Annotated in this window: 17 protein-coding genes; 6 read left to right on the top strand and 11 right to left on the bottom strand. The window is 65.6% G+C overall.

The annotated features are described in order from the left end of the window. Positions 1 to 5: 5 nt before the first annotated feature. From nadC to purN, 6 genes are all read right to left on the bottom strand, one after another. Positions 6 to 890 carry a carboxylating nicotinate-nucleotide diphosphorylase gene (gene nadC, locus HWX39_RS29420; RefSeq protein WP_175971219.1) on the bottom strand — a complete coding sequence of 295 codons (885 nt, stop codon included), beginning with the start codon at positions 888 to 890 and terminating at the stop codon, positions 6 to 8. Beyond that, a complete protein-coding gene (gene nadA / locus HWX39_RS29415) occupies positions 887 to 2,023 on the bottom strand; it encodes a quinolinate synthase NadA (RefSeq protein WP_175971218.1) in 1,137 nt (378 codons plus the stop codon). The genes nadC and nadA overlap by 4 nt, the downstream gene beginning before the upstream one ends. 306 nt (positions 2,024 to 2,329) lie before the next feature. Further along, entirely contained in the window at positions 2,330 to 3,523 is a 1,194-nt protein-coding gene (locus tag HWX39_RS29410; protein ID WP_175950961.1) for an acyl-CoA desaturase, read from the bottom strand. Positions 3,524 to 3,744: 221 nt separating this feature from the next. After that, positions 3,745 to 5,109, bottom strand: coding sequence for a mechanosensitive ion channel domain-containing protein (locus HWX39_RS29405; protein WP_175971217.1), 1,365 nt, complete (start codon positions 5,107 to 5,109; stop codon positions 3,745 to 3,747). Positions 5,110 to 5,127: 18 nt separating this feature from the next. Further along, a complete protein-coding gene (locus tag HWX39_RS29400; RefSeq protein ID WP_175971216.1) occupies positions 5,128 to 6,393 on the bottom strand; it encodes an RsmB/NOP family class I SAM-dependent RNA methyltransferase in 1,266 nt (421 codons plus the stop codon). Further along, positions 6,390 to 7,052, bottom strand: a complete 663-nt coding sequence (purN, locus tag HWX39_RS29395; protein ID WP_039368183.1) for a phosphoribosylglycinamide formyltransferase — start codon at positions 7,050 to 7,052, stop codon at positions 6,390 to 6,392. The genes HWX39_RS29400 and purN overlap by 4 nt, the downstream gene beginning before the upstream one ends. A gap of 122 nt (positions 7,053 to 7,174) precedes the next feature. Here purN and HWX39_RS29390 point away from each other — a divergent pair, with 122 nt between their 5' ends. From HWX39_RS29390 to dut, 5 genes are all read left to right on the top strand, one after another. Further along, positions 7,175 to 8,167, top strand: coding sequence for a bifunctional riboflavin kinase/FAD synthetase (locus tag HWX39_RS29390; RefSeq protein ID WP_175950958.1), 993 nt, complete (start codon positions 7,175 to 7,177; stop codon positions 8,165 to 8,167). Positions 8,168 to 8,272: 105 nt separating this feature from the next. After that, positions 8,273 to 11,110: an isoleucine--tRNA ligase gene (ileS, locus tag HWX39_RS29385; RefSeq protein WP_175971215.1), complete on the top strand. Its 2,838-nt coding sequence runs from the start codon at positions 8,273 to 8,275 to the stop codon at positions 11,108 to 11,110. A 2-nt stretch (positions 11,111 to 11,112) separates the two neighbouring features. Continuing rightward, positions 11,113 to 11,613: a signal peptidase II gene (lspA, locus tag HWX39_RS29380; protein WP_175950956.1), complete on the top strand. Its 501-nt coding sequence runs from the start codon at positions 11,113 to 11,115 to the stop codon at positions 11,611 to 11,613. 67 nt (positions 11,614 to 11,680) lie between these two features. Continuing rightward, positions 11,681 to 12,892 carry a bifunctional phosphopantothenoylcysteine decarboxylase/phosphopantothenate--cysteine ligase CoaBC gene (gene coaBC / locus HWX39_RS29375; protein WP_175971214.1) on the top strand — a complete coding sequence of 404 codons (1,212 nt, stop codon included), beginning with the start codon at positions 11,681 to 11,683 and terminating at the stop codon, positions 12,890 to 12,892. 54 nt (positions 12,893 to 12,946) lie between these two features. Then, positions 12,947 to 13,393: a dUTP diphosphatase gene (gene dut / locus HWX39_RS29370; protein WP_175971213.1), complete on the top strand. Its 447-nt coding sequence runs from the start codon at positions 12,947 to 12,949 to the stop codon at positions 13,391 to 13,393. Positions 13,394 to 13,439: 46 nt separating this feature from the next. On the opposite strand, the gene HWX39_RS29365 is transcribed toward dut, so the two are convergent. From HWX39_RS29365 to clpS, 4 genes are all read right to left on the bottom strand, one after another. Beyond that, the gene (locus tag HWX39_RS29365) at positions 13,440 to 14,210 is read right to left on the bottom strand and encodes a hypothetical protein (protein WP_175971212.1); all 771 of its coding nucleotides are present in this window, start codon (positions 14,208 to 14,210) and stop codon (positions 13,440 to 13,442) included. A 136-nt stretch (positions 14,211 to 14,346) separates the two neighbouring features. After that, positions 14,347 to 15,726 carry an amino acid permease gene (locus HWX39_RS29360; protein ID WP_175971211.1) on the bottom strand — a complete coding sequence of 460 codons (1,380 nt, stop codon included), beginning with the start codon at positions 15,724 to 15,726 and terminating at the stop codon, positions 14,347 to 14,349. A gap of 104 nt (positions 15,727 to 15,830) precedes the next feature. Next, positions 15,831 to 18,131, bottom strand: a complete 2,301-nt coding sequence (gene clpA, locus HWX39_RS29355) for an ATP-dependent Clp protease ATP-binding subunit ClpA (RefSeq protein WP_175971210.1) — start codon at positions 18,129 to 18,131, stop codon at positions 15,831 to 15,833. Beyond that, on the bottom strand, positions 18,128 to 18,442 hold the full coding sequence (gene clpS, locus HWX39_RS29350; RefSeq protein ID WP_006398529.1) for an ATP-dependent Clp protease adapter ClpS: 315 nt from the start codon (positions 18,440 to 18,442) through the stop codon (positions 18,128 to 18,130). The genes clpA and clpS overlap by 4 nt, the downstream gene beginning before the upstream one ends. Before the next feature lie 544 nt (positions 18,443 to 18,986). On the opposite strand from clpS, the gene HWX39_RS29345 reads away from it, so the two are divergent. Next, the gene (locus HWX39_RS29345; RefSeq protein ID WP_006488945.1) at positions 18,987 to 19,190 is read left to right on the top strand and encodes a cold-shock protein; all 204 of its coding nucleotides are present in this window, start codon (positions 18,987 to 18,989) and stop codon (positions 19,188 to 19,190) included. 182 nt (positions 19,191 to 19,372) lie between these two features. Here HWX39_RS29345 and HWX39_RS29340 read toward each other — a convergent pair whose 3' ends face one another. After that, positions 19,373 to 20,971, bottom strand: a complete 1,599-nt coding sequence (locus tag HWX39_RS29340) for a multicopper oxidase family protein (RefSeq protein WP_175971209.1) — start codon at positions 20,969 to 20,971, stop codon at positions 19,373 to 19,375. Positions 20,972 to 21,505 lie beyond the last annotated feature (534 nt).

Here is a 21,505-nt window from a genome sequence, read left to right as displayed (position 1 = left end):
CTCGGTCAGTCGACGATCCGCATCGAATAGTCGGTCGCGCGCACGTCCTTCGTCAGCGCGCCGATCGAGATACGGTCGACACCCGTCTCCGCGAACGCACGCACCGTATCCAAATTGACGCCGCCCGACACTTCGAGCACGGCCTTGCCGTTCGCCACGCGCACCGCTTCACGCATCATGTCGAGCGTGAAGTTGTCGAGCAGCACCGACTGCGCGCGATGCGCGAGCGCCGTATCGAGTTGCGCAAGCGTCTCGACTTCGACCTGCACGGGCACGCCCGAATCCAGCGCGAACGCCGCGTCGAGCGCCTCGCCGACCCCGCCTGCCGCCGCGATGTGGTTCTCCTTGATCAGGATGCCGTCATACAGCGCGAGACGCTGGTTCTCGCCGCCGCCGACGCGCACCGCGTACTTCTGCGCGAGCCGCAGGCCCGGCAGCGTCTTGCGCGTATCGAGGATCTTCGTGCGCGTGCCTTCGACACGATCGACGTAACGACGCGTGGCGGTCGCAACGCCCGACAGCAGTTGCAGGAAATTCAGCCCGTTGCGCTCGGCCGTCAGCAGCGCGCGCGCCGGCCCTTCAAGTTCGCAGACGGTCGAATCGGGCGCCATCCGGTCGCCTTCGCGATAGCGCCATTGCACGGCGATCGCCGGATCGATCCGGGCGATCACGGCCTCGAACCACGGCACGCCGCACAGCACGGCTTCCTCGCGCACGATGATGCGAGCACGGCGACGCTCGCCGGCCGGCACGAGCCGCCCGGTCTGGTCGCCGGTGCCGACGTCTTCCGCGATCGCATCGGCCACGTTGCGCGCGATCGCGTCGTCGAATGCCGCGCCGTATTGCTCGCGGACGAGGTTGAACAGCGGGGATACGGCCGAACTCGTCATGCAGCCCCCACGTTCGCAAACAGTTGCTGATCGCGTTGCAGATCGCCGCTCGCCTGTACGCGCTTCTTGTGCGCGGCTGCGAAATCGAGCATCCGGTCGATCGGCAGGCGTGCACGCTCGCCGATCGCGGGATCGACGAAAATCTCGTTGTGACCGCGTTCGAGCACGTCGGCAAGGTTCGCGAGGCCGTTCATCGCCATCCACGGGCAGTGCGCGCAGCTCTTGCAGGTGGCGCTGTTGCCGGCCGTCGGCGCGGCGATGAAGGTCTTGCCGGGCGCCGCAAGCTGCATCTTGTGCAGGATGCCGAGATCGGTCGCGACGATGAAATACGTCGCGTCGAACTTGACCGCCGCGTCGATCAGCTGCGTGGTCGAGCCGACCACATCGGCCTGCGCGACGACGTTTTCCGGCGATTCGGGGTGGACGAGCACCTTCGCGTCCGGATACTCGGCGCGCAGCAGGTCGAGCTCGATGCCCTTGAACTCGTCGTGAACGAGGCACGAGCCTTGCCACAGCAGCATGTCCGCGCCGGTTTTCTTCTGGATGTAGCTACCGAGATGGCGATCGGGTGCCCAGATGATCTTCTCGCCGCGCGCGTGCAGGTCGGCCACGATCTCGAGGCCGATCGACGACGTGACCATCCAGTCCGCGCGCGCCTTCACGGCGGCACTCGTATTCGCGTAGACGACGACGGTGCGGTCCGGATGCGCATCGCAGAACGCCGAGAATTCGTCGACCGGGCAGCCGAGGTCGAGCGAGCAGGTCGCGTCGAGATCGGGCATCAGGATTCGTTTGTTGGGGCTCAGGATCTTCGCAGTTTCGCCCATGAAGCGCACGCCGGCGACGATCAGCGTCTGCGCGTCGTGGTCACGGCCGAAGCGGGCCATTTCAAGCGAATCGGCGACACAACCGCCCGTTTCGTCGGCGAGCTCCTGCAACTCTGCGTCGACGTAGTAATGCGCGACCAGCACGGCCTTTTCACGCACGAGCAATGCCTTGATGCGCTCCTTGAGCGCAGCCCGCTCTTCGGCGGACGGTGCCTCGGGCACCTTGGCCCATGCCTGCCCCACGCCGCACACGGTCCCTGCTGCAACGGGCCGGTCATACTCGACGGGTTTGATCGTCGATTGCATCTCCATATCTCCTGTCGATCAGCGTTAGCGCTTTAGCGCTTACTCTGATCCCATGCTTCGCGGTCGATCAGAGTTCGCGCTTTAGTGCTTACTCTGATCCAATGCTTCGCGGTCGATCCGAGTCAGCGCCTTAGCGCCAACTCTGATCCCATCCCCTGATCTCGCCCCGGAACAACACTTCCACGCTGCCCCAAGCCTCATACCAATCCGGCCCTGCCGATCACCCTTCAATAACCGGCCGACCAAATAAAAAAAACCCCGCCAACGCGGGGTTTTTGACGTCCTTAGATTCTAATCGATTTCGAATCAGGCGTAGCGGCGCAGGCGCGTCGCAAATTCCTGCAGCGCCTTGATGCCGCTTTGTTCTGCGCGATGGCACCAATCCTGCAATTGTGCGAGAAGCTGTTCGCGCGATGCGGTCGAACGATCCCAGATCGCGGCGAGATCCTGGCGCAGCTGGAAGTACGTATGCAGCTTCTGGCTGTTCGCGAAGATTTCCGGCAGCAGCTTCTTCTGCGGCTCGTCGAGGCCGTCGGCGTCCTTGTGGAACCACTTGCGCGCGCCACGCATCATCTGGTACTTCTCGCCGCCGATTTCCTTCAGGTGGGCGAGCTCCTGACGGTACGCACGCTTCACGGCCTTGCCGTAGCGCGCCATCACTTCGTAGCGGTTCGACAGCACGGCCTGCAGCGTTTCCTGGTCGAGCACCGTCTTCGGCTTGTTCAGGCGCGGCGTCGGCGCGACCTTCTTCACCTTCGCAAGACCGAACGCCGACATGATGCGGATGTACATCCAGCCGATGTCGAACTCGTACCACTTGTTCGACAGCTTCGCCGACGTCGCGAACGTGTGGTGGTTGTTGTGCAGCTCTTCGCCGCCGATCACGATGCCCCACGGGAACAGGTTCGTGCTCGCGTCGGCCGAGTTGAAGTTGCGATAGCCCCAGAAGTGACCGAAGCCGTTGACGACGCCAGCCGCCCAGAACGGAATCCAGACCATCTGCACGGCCCACACGGTGAGGCCGAGCACGCCGAACAGCGCGACGTCGATCACCATCATCAGGCTCACGCCGAGGATCGGGTACTTCGAGTAGATATTGCGCTCGATCCAGTCGTTCGGCGTGCCGTGGCTGAACTTGCGCATCGTCTCTTCGTTCTTCGCTTCCGCGCGATACAGCTCCGCGCCTTCGAGGAACACCTTCCAGATGCCGCGCGTCTGCGGGCTGTGCGGATCTTCCTCGGTCTCGCACTTCGCGTGGTGCTTGCGGTGAATCGCGGCCCACTGACCGGTCAGCATGCCGGTCGTCATCCACAGCCAGAGCCGGAAGAAGTGGCTCGCGATCGGATGCAGTTCAAGCGCGCGGTGCGCCTGGCAGCGGTGCAGGTAGACCGTCACGCCGATGATCGTGACGTGCGTGACGGCAAGCGCGAACAGCGCGACCTGCCACCACGAAAAATGCAGGAGCCCGTGGGAAAGAAAATCGAGCAGGGAATTCAACAAGGCAGTTACCCGTGATGAGAGCGACGCCGGCCCGCGCCAGACGTCAGAAAAATGAAAGCATACCGCGTGTAGACCAGAATTTTACTTCAACCGTTCCAAGTCTTTGTAAAAAATGAACATTTTCTTGCCCTGACGCAACAAACCCAGTCCATGGGCGGACTTGGAAAGGCCCGCGATCCGGTTCCGGCCGCGGGGTCGATACGATTGGCGACCGGCGCGCGTCATGCAGCCGGTGCGTGCCCGTTCACGGTGCCGTTGCCGGCCGCCGCGCCCGCGGCGGACAAGCCGTCGGGCAACCCGACGACGCGCACTTCGCGCTGCGGGAACGGAATCGAAATCCCGTGCTCGCTGAACAGGCGCCAAATGTTGCGGTTCACGGTCGAACGCACGCCGGACGTGCCTTTCGCCGAATCCTCGATCCAGAAACCGAGCTCCAGGTCGATCCCGTCCGCACCGAAACCCACCAGATACGGGGTCGGAGCGGGCTCCGCCAGCACGCGCGGCACGCCCTTGGCTGCATCGGCGAGCAGCGTGAGCGCGTGCTCGACATCGCTCGTGTATGCGACCTGCACCGCGACCTTCGCGTAGCCGCGCGTCAGGTACGACGACTGGTTCTGCACGACGTCGGTGATCAGCTTTTCGTTCGGGATCAGCGTCTCGTTGCCATCGAGGCCGCGCACGACCGTGTAGCGCGTGCGGATCTGCGTGACGACGCCCTGCAGCCCGCCGACGCTGATCGCGTCGCCGAGCCGCAGCGAGCGGTCGAGCAGGATGATGAAGCCCGACACGTAGTTGCTGGCGATCTTCTGCAGCCCGAAACCGAGGCCGACACCCACCGCGCCGCCGAACACGCCGAGCACCGTCACGTCGATGCCGACCAGCGACAGCCCGATCAGGATCGCCGCGAACACGAGCAGCGCGCGGCCGACCCGCGACAGCACGACCTTCAGGTTCGCGTCGAGCGTGGTCGCGCGCGTAAGACGATCCTCGAGCACCGAGCCGAGCCACATCGCGACCATCAGCGTCACGCACACCCACAGCGCGCCGGAAATCACCGACAGCAGCGTGAGGTGCGCATTGGCGACCCGGAACTGCACGCTGTCGAGCCAGCCGAGCACGTCGCGCTGGATGCCGAGCACGGTCAGCACCATCGCGGCCCACACGACGGTCGATACGATCTTCTCGACGATCGACAGCCACGCATGCGTGTGGCCATCGCGCGCGAACACGCGCCGCGCAAAGAAGAACAGCACGTAGATCAGCCCGATGCCGAACAGCGGCACGAGCGCGAGCGACAGCAGCGACGTCGACATGAACGGGTCGAACGCAAGCTGCGCGCCGCCCACGAACACGCTGCCGAACAACGGGAACAACGCGCGCTTCAGGCTTTGCGCGCCCGCGCCGGGCGCACGTCCGGCCGCCCGGCGGCGCGCGTCGATCCGGCCGTGCACGAAGCGCGCGGCCACCCATGCGAAGCACAGCGCGCCGATGAGGATCGCCGCCTGCCAGATCATCACCGGCTGGTGGAAATCGCGGATGACCGATGCCAGCCGGTGCGACAGCAGGCGGCTCTGCAGATTCTCCATCGTCCGTCCGGCCCGCCGTTATTGCGCCGCGCGCCGTTCGAGCACCGCGGCGAAGAAGCCGTCGGTCGCGTGACGGTGCGGCCACAGCGACAGGTAGTCGCCCGTCTCCAGCTCGATGCGCTGGTCTTCCAGCACCTTCTGCGCCGGCACCAGCACGAACTCGGGATGATCGGCCAGGAACTGTTCGACGATGCGCTCGTTCTCCGCGTCGAGCACGCTGCAGGTCGCGTAGACGAGCCGGCCGCCCTTCTTCACCAAGCGCGCGGCGCTCGCGAGGATCGACGCCTGCTTCGGCGTCAGCTCGTCGATTGCCGTGCGCGTCTGGCGCCACTTCAGATCCGGGTTGCGGCGCAGCGTGCCAAGGCCGCTGCACGGCGCATCGACCAGCACGCGGTCGATCTTGCCGGCGAGCCGCTTGATCTTCGCGTCATGCTCGCTGTCGATCAGCACGGGGTTCACGTTCGACAAGCCGCTGCGCGCGAGGCGCGGCTTCAGCTTTGCCAAGCGCTTTTCCGACACGTCGAACGCATAGAGGCGCCCGGTCGAGCGCATCATCGCGCCCAGCGCGAGCGTCTTGCCGCCCGCACCGGCGCAGAAATCGACGATCATCTCCCCGCGGCGCGGCGCGACCAGCGAGCACAGCAGCTGGCTGCCTTCGTCCTGCACCTCGATCGCGCCTTCCTCGAACAGCTTCAGGCGCGTCAGCGCCGGCTTGCCGACCACGCGCACGCCGAACGGCGCGAACGGCGTCGCGCCCGCATCGATGCCGCTCACGCGCAGCGCTTCGATCACCTGGTCGCGCGTCGCCTTCTGCGCGTTTGCGCGCAGGTCGAGCGGCGCCGGGTAGTTCAGCGCGGCGGCAAGCTGCGCGAGCTCCTCGCCGTCGAAACGGGCCGACAGCGCCTGGTAAATCCAGTCGGGCAGGTTCGTGCGAATGCGCACGGGCAGGCTCGCCGGGTCGATTTTCGACACGTGTTCGAGCCACGCGGACTCGGTGTCCGACAGGAACGGCCTCAGCGCATTGCGGCCGACCGTCTGCATCAGGCCGAGCAGCGTGAGGCGCCGCGCGGGCGTGCCGGTACCGCTCTCGGCGAGGTGCGAAAACTCCATCTTCCGGCGCAGCACCGCGAACACGGCCTCGGCGATCACGCCGCGCTCGGCATGCCCGAGCTTCGGATGCGCGCGGAAGAACCGGCTCGTCGTCGCATCGGCGGGGCCGGCAAACTTCAGCACCTCGGCCAGCAAAGTCTCGGTCTGGCCGATCAGGAATCCGTGCAGTTTCATACGCCCTCACTCGTTTCGGTATGCGGTTGATCCGCGAAAATCCAGCGCGCCTCCTCCGGCGCGACCACTGCACGGCCGTTCTCGAGGCGCAGACGGCCTTCGATGAACCAGCGCACCGCGCGCGGATACAGCACATGCTCGACCGTCAGCACACGCTGCGCGAGCGCGGCCGCGTCGTCGCCCGCGCGCACGGGCACCGCGCCCTGCGCGACGATCGCGCCGCTGTCGAGCTCGGGAATCACGAAATGCACGCTCGCGCCATGCAGCGCGACACCCGCGTCGAGCGCCTGCTGGTGCGTGTGGATGCCCTTGAAGCTCGGCAACAGTGACGGGTGGATGTTCAGCAGCCGGCCTTCGTATCGTCTGACGAATGCGGGCGTGAGGATGCGCATGAAGCCGGCGAGGACAACGAGATCGGGTGCGAATCGGTCGATCTCCGCGGCGAGCGCCGCGTCGAAGCTGTCGCGGCCGTCGAACGACCGGTGGTCGACCACCGCCGTCGCCACCCCGTGCGACGCGGCAAAAGCCAGGCCGGCCGCATCGGGCCGGTTGGCGATCACGGCCGCAACCTCGGCCGGCCAGCGTTCCTGCGCGCACGCGCGGACGATGGCCTCCATGTTGCTGCCGCGACCGGAAATCAGGATCACGAGTTTTTTCATCCGCGAATTTTACCATTCGCCCCCGCGTTTCCCGCCTTCTCGGCCCCGGGCCCGCCCGAACGTTTATAATCTTCTGCTTTGCGGCACCCCACCGCCCATTCCCCGACGCTGCATCCGCTATCGTGAAAGTCTTCCGCGGCCTGCCCAACGCCGAGAGCCGCGCCCCGTGCGCGCTGACGATCGGCAACTTCGACGGTGTCCATCGCGGCCACCAGGCCCTGCTCGCGCGTGTGCGCGCGGCAGCGGACGCGCGCGGCCTGCCGGTGTGCGTGATGACGTTCGAGCCGCACCCGCGCGAATTCTTCAACCCGGCCGGTGCGCCGCCGCGCATCGCGATGCTGCGCGACAAGCTCGAGGCGCTGCGCGATCACGGTGTCGACCGCGTGGTCGTCGAGCACTTCAACCATACGTTCGCGAGCCAGTCGCCGCAGGCGTTCGTCGAACGCACGCTGGTGAACGGGTTGCACACGCGCTGGATGATGGTCGGCGACGATTTCTGCTACGGCGCGAAGCGCGCGGGCACCTTCGACACGCTGAAGGCGGCCGGCGAGCAATACGGCTTCGAGGTCGAGCAGATGGGCACGGTGGCCGGCAGCGACGGCACGCGCATCTCGAGCTCGGGCGTGCGCGCCGCGCTCGCGGCCGGCGATCTCGATGCGGCCGCGCAGGCGCTCGGCCACGGCTATGCGATCAGCGGCCACGTCGCGCACGGGCTGAAGCTCGGCCGCGACCTCGGCTTCCCGACGCTGAACCTGCCGATCGCACACAAGCGGCCGGCGCTCGCGGGCATCTTCGTCGTGCAGGTGCACGGCCTCGGCCCCGCCCCGCTGCCGGGCGTCGCAAGCCTCGGCCTGCGCCCGACCGTCGACGATTCGGGCCGCGTGCTGCTCGAAGTCCACCTGCTCGACTGGCACGGCGACGCGTACGGCAAGCTCATCCGCGTCGAATTCCTGAAGAAGCTGCGCGACGAAGCCAAATTCGACGATCTCGAGGCGCTGTCGCGCGCGATCGCGCTGGACGTCGCGAATGCGCGCGCGTATTTCATCGAGCGCGACCGTGCGCCGGGCAGCCGCGCCACGGGCTTCTCGACGTCGGCCACCGACCGAATTAGCTGATCCGGATGGCGGCGCCTTCGCGCCGCACCCTCGCGCCGCTCACTCGCGCGCATACCCGATTCACGACGCTCGCGCGTCCCCCGAGATTTAGATAGCGATCCCATCATGAGCAACAAGAAAGCCGATTCGAAACCGCAGGCCAAGTATCCGGTCAACCTGCTCGACACGCCGTTCCCGATGCGCGGCGACCTGCCCAAGCGCGAGCCGCAGTGGGTCAAGGAATGGGAAGAGCGCGGCATCTACGAGAAGATCCGCGCGGCCAGTGCCGGCCGTCCGAAGTTCATCCTGCATGACGGCCCGCCGTATGCGAACGGTGACATCCACCTCGGCCACGCCGTCAACAAGATCCTGAAGGACATCGTCGTCAAGTCGCGCAACATGGCCGGCTTCGACGCACCGTACGTGCCTGGCTGGGATTGCCACGGGATGCCGATCGAGATCCAGATCGAGAAGCAGTTCGGCAAGTCGCTGCCGGCGGCCGAAGTGATGAGCAAGGCGCGCGCGTACGCGACCGAGCAGATCGAGAAGCAGAAGGTCGGCTTCAAGCGTCTGGGCGTACTCGGCGACTGGGCCAACCCGTACAAGACGATGAACTTCGTCAACGAGGCGGAAGAGATTCGCGCGCTCGGCAAGATCATCGAGAAGGGCTACGTGTATCGCGGGCTGAAGCCGGTGAACTGGTGCTTCGACTGCGGCTCGGCGCTCGCAGAGGCGGAAGTCGAGTACAAGGACCGCACCGACCCGACGATCGACGTGATGTTCGCGTTCGCGGAACCGGAAAAGACCGCGCAGGCGTTCGGCCTGCCGGCCCTGCCGCGCGCCGAGGGCGGCATCGTGATCTGGACCACCACGCCGTGGACGATTCCCGCCAACCAGGCGCTGAACCTCCATCCGGAAATCGTCTACGCGCTGGTCGACACCGAGCGCGGGCTGCTGATCATCGCGCAAGAGCGCGTCGAAGCATGCATGGCCGACTTCAAGCTGACCGGCCGCGTCGTTGCGACCACGCCGGGCGTGAAGCTCGCGAACCTGCGCTTCCACCACCCGCTCGCATCGGCCCACCCCGGCTACAAGCGCACCGCGCCCGTCTACCTCGGCGACTACGTGACGACCGACACCGGCACCGGCGTCGTGCACTCGTCGCCCGCATACGGCATCGAGGACTTCATGTCCTGCAAGGCGCACGGGATGACCGACTCGGACTTCATCAACCCGGTGATGGGCGACGGCCGCTATATCGAATCGCTGCCGTTGTTCGGCGGCCTGTCGATCTGGGACGCGAACCCGAAGATCGTCGACGCGCTGAACGCGGCCGGCTCGCTGCTGCGCAGCGAGAAGTACACGCACAGCTACATGCACTGCTGGCGCCACAAGACGCCGATCATCTACCGTGCGACGTCGCAGTGGTTCGCCGGCATGGACGTCACGCCGCGCGACGGCGGCAAGACGCTGCGCGAAACGGCGCTCGAAGGCGTCGACGCGACCGCGTTCTACCCGTCGTGGGGCAAGCAGCGCCTGTTCAGCATGATCGCGAACCGTCCCGACTGGACGCTGTCGCGCCAACGCCAATGGGGCGTGCCGATGGCGTTCTTCGTGCACAAGGAAACCGGCGAGCTGCATCCGCGCACGCTCGAGCTGCTCGAGGAAGTCGCGAAGCGCGTCGAGCAGTCGGGCATCGAGGCGTGGCAGACGCTCGACCCGCGCGAGCTGATCGGCGACGACGCGAACCTGTACGAAAAGAATCGCGACACGCTCGACGTGTGGTTCGACTCGGGCACGACGCACTGGCACGTGCTGCGCGGCTCGCACAAGGATCAGCTGCAGTTCCCGGCCGACTTGTACCTCGAAGGCTCGGACCAGCACCGCGGCTGGTTCCACTCGTCGCTGCTCACGGCATCGATGATCGACGGCCGCGCGCCGTACAAGGGCCTGCTCACGCACGGCTTCACGGTCGACGGCGAAGGCCGCAAGATGAGCAAGTCGCTCGGCAACGGCATCGACCCGCATGAAGTCGCGAACCGCCTCGGTGCGGAAATCATCCGCCTGTGGATCGCGTCGACCGACTATTCGGGCGAGCTCGCGATCTCCGAGGAAATCCTGAAGCGCGTGACCGAAGGCTATCGCCGCATCCGCAACACGCTGCGCTTCCTGCTCGCGAACCTGTCGGACTTCGACTTCGCGCAGCACGCGGTGCCGGTTGAGGAATGGCTCGAGATCGACCGCTATGCGGTCGCGTTCTCGCAGCAACTGCAGACGGAACTGCTCGGCCACTACGAGAAGTACGAATTCCACCCGGTCGTCGCGAAACTGCAGACGTACTGCTCGGAAGATCTCGGCGGCTTCTACCTCGACGTGCTGAAAGACCGCCTGTACACGAGCGCGGCCGATTCGCGCGCACGCCGCTCCGCACAGACGGCGCTGTACCACCTGACGCACGGCCTGCTGCGCGTGCTCGCGCCGTTCCTGTCGTTCACGGCAGAAGAAGCGTGGAAGGTGTTCCAGCCCGCCAGCGACACGATCTTCACGGAAACCTACTACGCGTATCCGGAAGTCGACGGCTCGGCCGCGCTGATCGAGAAGTGGGCGCTGCTGCGTGATGTGCGCGGCAACGTGACGAAGGCGCTCGAGGAAGCGCGCACCGCGAACCGCATCGGTTCGTCGCTGCAGGCCGAAGTCACCGTGCATGCGAGCGGCGCACGCTACGACGCGCTCACGAGCCTCGGCGAGGATCTCAAGTTCGTGCTGATCACGTCGGCGGCGACGGTCATCAAGGTCGACGACGAAGCGCAGGAAAGCGTCGACGTGGCCGCGTCGAAGTACCAGAAATGTGAACGCTGCTGGCACTACCGTGAAGATGTCGGCGCGCACGCCGATCATCCGACGCTGTGCGGCCGCTGCTTCTCCAACCTGTTCGAAAACGGCGAAATCCGGAGCGCTGCTTAAATATGGCGAAAACCCTGTCGAAACCGGCCAGCGGCGCACTTGCGCCCTGGCTCGGCATTTCGCTGATCGTGATCCTGTTCGATCAACTGTCGAAGATCGCGATCCTGAAAACGTTCGTGTACGGCGCGCAGCACGAGCTGACGTCGTTCTTCAACCTCGTGCTGGTGTACAACCGCGGCGCTGCGTTCGGCTTCCTGTCGACCGCAGGCGGCTGGCAACGCTGGGCGTTCACCGCGCTCGGCATCGGCGCGACGCTCGTGATCTGCTTCCTGCTGAAGCGTCATGGCCAGCAGCGGCTGTTCAGCCTGTCGCTCGCCATGATCCTCGGCGGCGCCCTCGGCAACGTGATCGACCGGCTCGTCTACGGCCACGTGATCGACTTCCTCGATTTCCATCTCGGCGCCTGGCATTTCCCGGCGTTCAACCTCGCCGATTCCGCGATCACGGTCGGCGCTGTGCTGCTGATCTACGACGAACTGCGTCGCGTGCGCGGCTCGCGCTAAGCGCGCATACTCGGCGTCGACGGCCGGCTTCGCGCCGGCCGTTCCGTTCGACCCTTGGAGGCCTGAGTTGGCACACGCAGAACTCGCAGGAAAACACCTCGTTCTCGGCCTGACGGGCGGCATCGCCTGCTACAAGATCGCCGAGCTCACCCGGCTGCTCACGAAGGCCGGCGCGACCGTACAGGTCGCGATGACCGAAGCCGCCACCCAGTTCATCACGCCCGTCACGATGCAGGCGCTGTCGGGCCGGCCCGTCTACACGAGCCAGTGGGACGCGCGCATCGACAACAACATGGCGCACATCGACCTGTCGCGCGAAGCCGATGCGATCGTCATCGCGCCCGCTTCGACGGACTTCCTCGCCAAGCTCGCGCACGGATTCGCGGACGACCTGCTGTCGACGCTGTGCGTCGCGCGCGATTGCCCGCTGCTCGTCGTTCCCGCGATGAACCGCCAGATGTGGCAGAACCCGGCCACGCAGCGCAACGCCGCGCAACTGCGCGCGGACGGTGTGTCGGTGCTCGGCCCGGATTCGGGCGCGCAGGCGTGCGGTGAGGTCGGCGACGGCCGCATGCTCGAACCCGAGGCGATCTATGAAGCGATAGTCGCGCACTTCGCGCCGAAGGTGCTCGCGCACCGGCGCGTGCTGATCACGGCCGGCCCGACATTCGAACCGCTCGACCCGGTGCGCGGCCTCACGAACCGCTCGAGCGGCAAGATGGGCTTCGCGCTCGCGCGGGCCGCGCAGCAGGCCGGCGCCGACGTGCATCTCGTCGCGGGGCCGGTGGCGCTCGACACGCCGTGGGGCGTCTACCGCCAGGACGTGCAGACGGCCCAGCAGATGTATGACGCGGTCATGCACGCTGTCGCCGACGCCGACATCTTCATCGCGGTGGCCGCCGTCGCCGACTGGCGCGTCGCCCAGCCGGCCGAGCACAAGATGAAGAAGACGGCCGACCACAAGGTGCCCGCACTCGCGTTCGTCGAGAATCCCGACATCCTCGCGTCGGTCGCGGCACTGCCCGATCCGCCGTTCTGCGTCGGGTTCGCGGCCGAAAGCGGCGATCTTGACGTGCACGGCGACGAGAAGCGCAAACGCAAGAACGTGCCGCTACTCGTCGGCAACCTCGGCCCGCTGACGTTCGGTCGCGACGACAACGAAGTCGTGCTGTTCGAGGCCGCCGGCCTCACGCGCCTGCCGCGTGCACCGAAGGACGAACTCGCGCACACGCTCGTCGCGGAAATCGCGAAGCGCGTGCCCGACAACCGCCTGATCTGATCTCCCGCGCGGCGGCGTTGCTGCCGCGCCCTTCCCGCCCCATCCGACGACCGCATGAAACTCGACCTGAAGATTCTCGACGCGCGCATGCGCGACTACCTGCCCGCCTACGCGACTACCGGCAGCGCGGGCCTCGACCTGCGTGCGTGCCTCGATGCGCCGCTGACGCTCAAGCCGGGTGAAACGACGCTCGTGCCGACCGGCCTCGCGATCCACCTCGCCGATCCCGGCTACGCGGCGCTGATCCTGCCGCGCTCGGGCCTCGGCCACAAGCACGGCATCGTGCTCGGCAACCTCGTCGGCCTGATCGATTCCGACTACCAGGGCCAGCTGATGATCTCGACGTGGAACCGCGGCCAGACCGAGTTCGTGCTGAATCCGTTCGAGCGGCTCGCCCAGCTCGTGATCGTGCCGGTCGTGCAGGCGCAGTTCAACATCGTCGACGATTTCGCGCAAAGCGATCGTGGCGAGGGTGGGTTCGGCAGCACTGGCCGCCACTGAGGTACACAACGAAAAAAGGGCCTCACGGCCCTTTTTTCTTCGCCCATCATTCCTCGACGGGTTGCGCGATCCGTGCGGGAGTCAGGTCGCGCTGCCTCGATTGAGTCGCGATCGCGTAGATCACCATCGCGACCAGCACGCCCAGTAGCACGGCCGACGAACCGATCGTGCCGAGCGCGAGGCCGCCCTTCGCAACCGGCTTCGTCAGCAGGTCGCCGACCGTCGCGCCGAACGGGCGCGTGAGCACGAACGCGGCCCAGAACAGCAGCACGCCCGAGATCTGCGTGAAATAGTGCGCCAGCACGATCACCGCGAGCAGCCCGCCGATCAGCAGCGCGCCGCCGCCAAAGCCGAACCCGGAGCTGTCCGCCAGGAAGTCGCCAAGCGCGGTGCCGAGCGTGTTCGAGAACAGGATCGCGATCCAGTACAACAATTCGACCTTGCGCGTGCGGATCAGGTCGACCGACAGCGATTCGCCGCTGAGGCGCCACACCGCGAAGATGGCCAGCAGGATCGCGACCAGGATCGACGAGCCGGCCGCATAGCCGAGGCCCAACGTGCGGTCCATGAAGTCGGACATCGTCGTGCCGGCGGTGCTCGTCGCGACGATCACCGCCCAGTAGATTGCCGGACGATAGCGTGTCGTCCTGAGCTGCGCGCCCAGCGTCACGAGAAAGAAACCAAACAGCAGGATGGAGCTCACCGCGTAGCCGACGTTCAGCGTCATCGACAGCAGGTCGCCGCCGGTTTCGCCGAGCGTCGTCGCGCAGATCTTCATGATCCAGAACGCGAGCGTGATTTCGGGAAGTTTGTTCATTCGAACCCCTTTTTGCAGGAAAGCGGCAGGCCGGCGCGGGCCGGTCTGCCTTGCAGACAGGATCGAATGTAGTCGCCGCGGGCTTAACGGAACCTTAGCGAGCGGAAAAACGCCGTGGGCGGCCGCGCCGCAACCATCAACGCGCGTGTTGGTGCCGGTAATGCAGCGCGTACGCGAGCGTCAGCAGCACGACGAACACGACGCCAACCACCATCGTCATCCGGAATTCGCGCGTGAACGCAGTCGTGAACAGGATCGCCGCGACGAGCCCCGCACCGAGCAGGCTGCCGAACGGGTGCCCCCACATCCGGAACGCGAGCGCGGGGCCGCGATACTGCGCGCGAAAGCGCAGGTGCGTGACGAAGATCATCAGCCACGTGAACAGCGCGCCGAACATCGCGATCGCCATCATCACGGTGAACGCCGTGTCGGGCGCCAGCGCGACCAGCACGGCCGCGACGGCGACGCCGCTCGTCGAGATCCACAGCGCCGCGCGCGGCACGCCGTTCGACCCGAGCCGGCCGAACACCGCGGGCGCGAGCCGTGCGCGCGACAGGCTGAACATCATCCGCGTCGTCACGTAAAGCTGGCTGTTCATCGCGGATAGCGCCGCGATCAGCAGCACGAAGTTGATCACGCCCGCCGCGTACGGCACGTGGGTCGCGGCCATCACCTTCACGAACGGGCTTTCGTCGGTGCCGGCCTGCGTCCACGGCACGATCGCGAGCATCAGCGACAGCGTCAACAGATAGAACAGCACGAGCCGGAACACGGTCGAGCGGAACGCGCGCGTGACCGCGTGCTGCGGATCGCGCGCCTCGCCCGCCGCGATCGCGACGGCTTCGATGCTCATGTAACTGAAGATCGCGACGATCACCGCGACCCACGTGCCCCACGGCCCCTTGGGCATGAAGCCGCCGTGCGCGGTGTAGTTCGCGAAACCGATGCCCGATGCGGCCGGCGCCGACCACACGAGATATGCGCCAAGCACGATGAACACCACGATCGCCGCGATCTTCAGCAGCGAGAACGCGTATTCGACCGTGCCGTACAGCGTGACGCTCGCGAGGTTCACGGCGATCAGCAGCGTGGAGAAACCGATCACCCAATACCAGCCGGGCACGGCCGGGAACCAGTACTTCATGAACACGGCGATCGCGCTGATCTCGGTGCCGATCGCGAACACGACCGCGAACCAGTACGCATAGCGCACCAGGAAGCCCGCGAGCGGGCCGACATAGTGCTCGGCATACGCGCCGAACGAGCCGGCCGTCGGATGCGCGACCGTCATTTCCGCGAGCGCGCCCATCAGCAGCAGCGCGATCAGCGCGCCGATCGCGTACGACACCAGCACGCTCGGGCCGGCCAGCCCGATCGCGAACCCGCTGCCGAGGAACAGCCCCGTGCCGATCGCGCCGCCGATCGCGATCATCGCCATCTGCCCTGACGTCAGCGCATGGCGCAAACCCTGTTCGCGCGCGACGATGTCGTCGAACGTCCGTTGTTGTTGTGTCACTGCGTTGCCACTCCCCTGCACCACCATCGCGCCGCCGGCGCCAGATAAAACGAAACGGCGCGGAAAACATCCCGCGCCGTTCGCATGAACTACCCGATTATCGCTTACTCGACTTCGACAGCCTCTTCGTTCGGCTTGTGCGGCGGATTCGCCAGCTTGTCGAACGACAACTGCACCTTGTCGCTTTCGTCGACATCGACCGTCACGTGGCCGCCGTTGACGAGCTTGCCGAACAGCAGCTCGTCGGCCAGCGCGCGCCGGATCGTGTCCTGGATCAGCCGCTGCATCGGCCGCGCGCCCATCAGCGGGTCGAAGCCGTGCTTCGCGAGATGCTTGCGCAACGCGTCGGTGAAGAGCGCGTCGACCTTCTTCTCGTGCAGCTGTTCCTCGAGCTGGATCAGGAACTTGTCGACCACGCGCATGATGATTTCCTCATCGAGCGAGCGGAAGCTGATGATCGAATCCAGGCGGTTGCGGAACTCCGGCGTGAACAGGCGCTTGATGTCGGTCATCTCGTCGCCCGTCTCGCGGCGCGTCGTGAAGCCGATCGTCGCCTTCTGCATCGACTCGGCGCCCGCGTTCGTCGTCATGATGATGATGACGTTGCGGAAATCCGCCTTGCGGCCGTTGTTGTCCGTCAGCGTGCCGTGGTCCATCACCTGCAGCAGCACGTTGAAGATGTCCGGATGCGCCTTCTCGATTTCGTCGAGCAGCAGCACGCAGTGCGGCTTCTTCGTGACGGCTTCGGTCAGCAAGCCACCCTGGTCGAATCCGACGTAGCCCGGCGGCGCACCGATCAGGCGGCTCACCGCGTGACGCTCCATGTATTCCGACATGTCGAAGCGGATCAGCTCGATGCCGAGCGTGAACGCGAGCTGGCGCGCCACTTCGGTCTTGCCGACGCCCGTCGGGCCGGAGAACAGGAACGCGCCGATCGGCTTGTCCATCTTGCCGAGGCCCGCACGCGCCATCTTGATCGAGGCAGCCAGCGCGTCGATCGCCGGATCCTGGCCGAACACGACGCTCTTCAGGTCGCGGTCGAGCGTCTGCAGCTTGCTGCGATCGTCCTGCGACACGCTCTGGGCCGGCACACGCGCGATCTTCGAGATGATTTCCTCGATCTCGCTCTTGCCGATCGTCTTCTTCTGCTTCGACTTCGGCAGGATGCGCTGGGCGGCGCCCGCTTCGTCGATCACGTCGATCGCCTTGTCCGGCAGGTGACGGTCGGTGATGAAGCGCGCCGACAGCTCGGCCGCGGCCGACAGCGCACCCGACGAATACTTGACGCCGTGATGCTCCTCGAAGCGCGACTTCAGCCCGCGCAGGATCGCGACCGTCTGCTCGACGGTCGGCTCCGTCACGTCGACCTTCTGGAAGCGCCGCGACAGCGCCGCGTCCTTCTCGAAGATGCCGCGATACTCGGTGAACGTGGTCGCGCCGATGCACTTGAGCGTGCCCGACGACAACGCCGGCTTCAGCAGGTTCGATGCATCGAGCGTGCCGCCCGACGCGGCGCCCGCGCCGATCAGCGTGTGAATTTCGTCGATGAACAGGATCGCGTGCGGACGCTCCTTCAGCTCCTTCAGCACCGTCTTCAGACGTTGCTCGAAATCGCCGCGGTACTTGGTGCCCGCCAGCAGCGCGCCCATGTCGAGCGAGTAGACCTGCGCGTTCGCGAGGATGTCCGGCACTTCGCCGCGCGTGATGCGATAAGCGAGCCCCTCCGCGATCGCGGTCTTGCCGACGCCGGCCTCGCCGACGAGCAGCGGATTGTTCTTGCGGCGACGGCACAGCACCTGGACCACGCGCTCGACCTCGGGCTCGCGACCGATCAGCGGATCGATACGGCCGTCCTTCGCCATCTGGTTCAGGTTCTGCGTGAATTGCGCGAGCGGCGTTTCCTTCTGCGCATTCGCGTCTTCGCTTTCCGCGTTCGCATCGGACGACTTCGCGGCTTCGCCGTTGTTCGTCTTCGCGATGCCGTGCGAAATGAAGTTCACGACGTCGAGGCGCGTGACGCCCTGCTGCTGCAGGTAGTACACGGCATGCGAATCCTTCTCGCCGAAGATCGCGACCAGCACGTTCGCGCCGGTGACTTCCTTCTTGCCGTTCGACGTCGACTGGACGTGCATGATCGCGCGCTGGATCACGCGCTGGAAACCGAGCGTCGGCTGGGTATCGACATCGTCGGTGCCCGGGACGGTAGGTGTGTTGTCGTGGATGAAATTGCGCAGGTTCTGACGCAAGTCCTCGATGTTTGCCGCGCACGCGCGCAACACCTCGGCTGCCGTCGGATTATCCAGCAGGGCCAGCAGCAAATGCTCGACCGTAATGAACTCATGGCGCGCCTGGCGTGCTTCCATGAACGCCATGTGCAGGCTGACTTCCAATTCCTGGGCAATCATGCTTCCTCCATCACGCACTGCAGCGGATGCCCGGCCTGCCGCGCATGGGTAACGACTTGCTCAACCTTGGTCGACGCGATGTCCCGCGTATAGACCCCACAAACTCCTCGCCCTTCGCGATGAACCTTCAGCATGATCTGCGTGGCCGTCTCGCGATCCTTCTTGAAATACTCCTGGACCACCATCACGACGAATTCCATCGGCGTGAAGTCGTCGTTCAGCAGCACCACCTTGTACATCGAAGGCGGCTTGAGCTTCTGCTGCTTGCGTTCCAGGACGGTGCTGTCCTGCTTGTCCGGGATAATCGCCATACACCCATTCTAAACAACTCGGACAGGCCCGCAATCCTGCCATTACCCGACCGACCGGCCGGCGCCCTCCCCGGTATCCCGGAACACGCGATCTTCTTCGCGCCATACGAAAGCCGGCTGCGGTGCCGGCTTTCACGCGTGGCGCGGAACACGAACCGTCTGGGGGAACAGCACCGGACGTCGTATCCGCATCCAGTATCCCACAAGCCGGGACGGCTCGAACGCGCGTCACTCGAGCCTGGTATATGAGCCGATTATGCGGCTTTTCAAGTTCTCGCGCTTGGCCGCCTGCTGCTAAGCAAAGCCGGAAAAACCCTGAAACTGGGTTCTTTACAACGTCCCTCTAAACGTCTAAAAATTCCACTTGACACTCCAATAAAGAGCGCCAACAATCAAGCTGGCACTTTTTTCAATTTGCCGGTTGGCAAAATGAAAGAGGCCGAGGTGAGCTTGTGAGGGGGGAACGGCTGCATTTTCCGGTCGTTTAGCTTTTCGAGCGTGCTCGTGGTAAGTAGCAGCGACTGTGTGACAGGGGAAGTAGGAAATGGCAACTGGTATCGTTAAGTGGTTCAACGACGCGAAGGGCTTCGGTTTCATCACTCCCGATGAGGGCGGTGAGGATCTGTTTGCGCACTTCTCGGCTATCACCATGAATGGCTTCAAGACGCTGAAGGAAGGCCAGAAGGTGAGCTTTGACGTCGTCCAAGGGCCGAAGGGCAAGCAAGCGTCGAACATCCAGGCCGTATAAGGCACCGGATATCAGACGAAGAAACCCGGCGCATTGCGCCGGGTTTCTTTTTTTTCAAGGCTGGCCAATCGATTATTGATTGGCCGGCCTTTTCGTTCAATCCCGATAATTGAACACACATTGTCTTGTCTCGCGCGCAAATCGGATACTCGTCCGGTGCGTGAAACATAATCGCCACTTCGTTACACGACCTTCAGCGTGCCCATCATGCCGAGATCCTCGTGTTCGAGAATGTGGCAATGAAACATGCGCTCGCCGGACATGTCTTGCGCGACGAGAATCGTCACGGTTTCGCCGCTGCGCACGTTCACGGTATCGCGCCATGCGCGGAACGGTTCGCTCGTGCGCGAGCCGCCCGACGCGCGCTCGGTCACCTGGAACTGCGTGCCGTGCAGGTGGAACGGGTGATCCATGTCGGTGCCGTTGCGGATCGTCCAGCGCTCGACGTCGCCACGGCGGCTCGTCAGCGTCGCGCGATGCGGCGCGTAGGTCTCGCCGTTGATCGTGAAGCGCATGCCCGCCGGGCGGCCGTGCGCCGCGCCCTTCATCATCGCGTCCATGTCCATCTCTTCGCCGAACGCGACCTCCTTGTGCGCGACCGGCTCGCCCAGCGGCGGCACCGCGCGCAGGGTCTCCGGCAGCGCACGTGCGGCGGCCGGCGCGAATACGACGTCAGCCAGGGCCAGCGCCGGATCGGGCGGCAGGCTGCCGTGTCCGTCATCGTGCGACATCGACATCTTGCGGCGGTCGTATTCGGCCGCCTGCAGCACCGCGCGCGACGCACGATCGCCGGCGCGCACCAGCAGCTCCGCACGTTCGCCCGGCGCGATCAGCAGCGACGTGACGCGGCGCGGCGCGGCGAACAGCCCGCCGTCGGTGCCCACGTGCTCGAACGCGCGGCCGTCGTCGAACGCGACGCGCAGGTAGCGCGCACTGCACGCGTTCCACACGCGCCAGCGCTCGTCGCCCGCGACGTCGATCCGCGGCCGGCGTGCGCCGTTGACCAGCACGAACTGGCCCTCGCGGCCGTTCATCCAGTCCATCATGTCGTTCGGTGCAATCGTGCCGTCACGCGCAAGCTTCAGGTCCGACACGAACAGGTTGCGCTCGGGCCAGCCCGCCAGCGGATCGTCCGCGGCGCGCACGACGAACGGACCGGCCAGCCCACGAAAGACCTGCTCGGCCGTCATCATGTGCGGATGCGGGTGGTACCAGTAGGTGCCGGCACTCCCCTTCGGCAACGTGAAGCGGTACACGCGCGACGCGCCGGGCGCGACGGGATCGGAAGGGTTGCCGTCCTGGTCAGGCGGCACGGGCAGGCCGTGCCAGTGGATCGTCGACGGCTGCGGCAGCTTGTTCACGAACCTGATCTCGACCGTGTCGCCCTCGCGCACGTCGATCAGCGGACCGACGACGGGGCCCTGCGTGCCCGCACCGAACTGCCAGAAGGTGGTCGGCCGAGCACCGCGCAGCATCGTGCGCGCCACCGGCTGCGCCACCAGCGTGGCCCGGAACGTGCCGGGCTCGCGGCTTTCGTTCACGAGCGTGCGCAGCGCCGCCAATGGCGCACCGGCCGGCAGCGCATCGGCAGCCGCGAGCGCGGCCGGCGCGGATTTACCGTGCTGCCCGTGACCCGCCATCCCCGACATGTCCGACATGCCAGGCATGCCGCCCATCGAATCCATGCCGGCGTGACCTGCATGCTGCGCCCATGCGGTGCGCGCGAACAGCGAAGCGGCCACGACACCGATGGCGCGCGACAGGAAGGTTCTCCGTATCATCAATCGTTCCTCGTTATTCATGCTATGGGTCGCGCGGCCGCCACGACGCCCGTGCCAACCCGCTGAAGCGCCGATGCGCGACGCCAATCCCGATGCCCGCGTCATCATAACCGCAGGCCCAAATCGAGAAACGCCGCGGCCGGCCAGGCGGCGATACGCCGCAGGGCACGGCGACGACGCACCGGATTCGGTGCGCCTCGACCCGCATCGTCGATCGACGACGTACGGCCTTTCACTCGCGGCCGAAGCGCCACTCAACCCTGCCCCGGGCAGTGCGCAAGCGGTCGCCTCGCGCCTGCCGTCCGGCCCCGCCACGACGCCTAGCGCTTCACCGATCCGCAAACCCGCCAATATTTCACGATGCGGAACAAGTCTCTGCGTTGTAAAAATTCGTGGTGCAGGGCACAAAATCCCCGTTTCGCGATGCCAAAAAACGTTCCGCAATATAAAACGAACGAAATAATTATCTGTTTTTAAAAGGAAATTTTTGTTTAGTGAAGCCGTTCTACATGCACCATCCGGGCGGGTCGCGGA

It is taken from the genome of Burkholderia sp. BCC0322, from assembly GCF_902833045.1.
Lineage (GTDB): Bacteria > Pseudomonadota > Gammaproteobacteria > Burkholderiales > Burkholderiaceae > Burkholderia.
The sequence above is the reverse complement of the archived record's forward strand: the minus strand, read 5'-3'. Positions and strand labels throughout refer to the sequence as shown.

Excerpts from the sequence above, each read along its gene's own strand:
- HWX39_RS29340 (WP_175971209.1), bottom strand. The coding sequence starts at position 20,971 with ATGATACGGAGAACCTTCCTGTCGCGCGCCATCGGTGTCGTGGCCGCT.
- ileS (WP_175971215.1), top strand. The coding sequence starts at position 8,273 with ATGAGCAACAAGAAAGCCGATTCGAAACCGCAGGCCAAGTATCCGGTC.
- lspA (WP_175950956.1), top strand. The coding sequence starts at position 11,113 with ATGGCGAAAACCCTGTCGAAACCGGCCAGCGGCGCACTTGCGCCCTGG.
- HWX39_RS29365 (WP_175971212.1), bottom strand. The coding sequence starts at position 14,210 with ATGAACAAACTTCCCGAAATCACGCTCGCGTTCTGGATCATGAAGATC.
- clpA (WP_175971210.1), bottom strand. The coding sequence starts at position 18,131 with ATGATTGCCCAGGAATTGGAAGTCAGCCTGCACATGGCGTTCATGGAA.
- HWX39_RS29405 (WP_175971217.1), bottom strand. The coding sequence starts at position 5,109 with ATGGAGAATCTGCAGAGCCGCCTGCTGTCGCACCGGCTGGCATCGGTC.
- dut (WP_175971213.1), top strand. The coding sequence starts at position 12,947 with ATGAAACTCGACCTGAAGATTCTCGACGCGCGCATGCGCGACTACCTG.
- clpS (WP_006398529.1), bottom strand. The coding sequence starts at position 18,442 with ATGGCGATTATCCCGGACAAGCAGGACAGCACCGTCCTGGAACGCAAG.
- nadA (WP_175971218.1), bottom strand. The coding sequence starts at position 2,023 with ATGCAATCGACGATCAAACCCGTCGAGTATGACCGGCCCGTTGCAGCA.
- nadC (WP_175971219.1), bottom strand. The coding sequence starts at position 890 with ATGACGAGTTCGGCCGTATCCCCGCTGTTCAACCTCGTCCGCGAGCAA.
- purN (WP_039368183.1), bottom strand. The coding sequence starts at position 7,052 with ATGAAAAAACTCGTGATCCTGATTTCCGGTCGCGGCAGCAACATGGAG.
- HWX39_RS29400 (WP_175971216.1), bottom strand. The coding sequence starts at position 6,393 with ATGAAACTGCACGGATTCCTGATCGGCCAGACCGAGACTTTGCTGGCC.
- HWX39_RS29345 (WP_006488945.1), top strand. The coding sequence starts at position 18,987 with ATGGCAACTGGTATCGTTAAGTGGTTCAACGACGCGAAGGGCTTCGGT.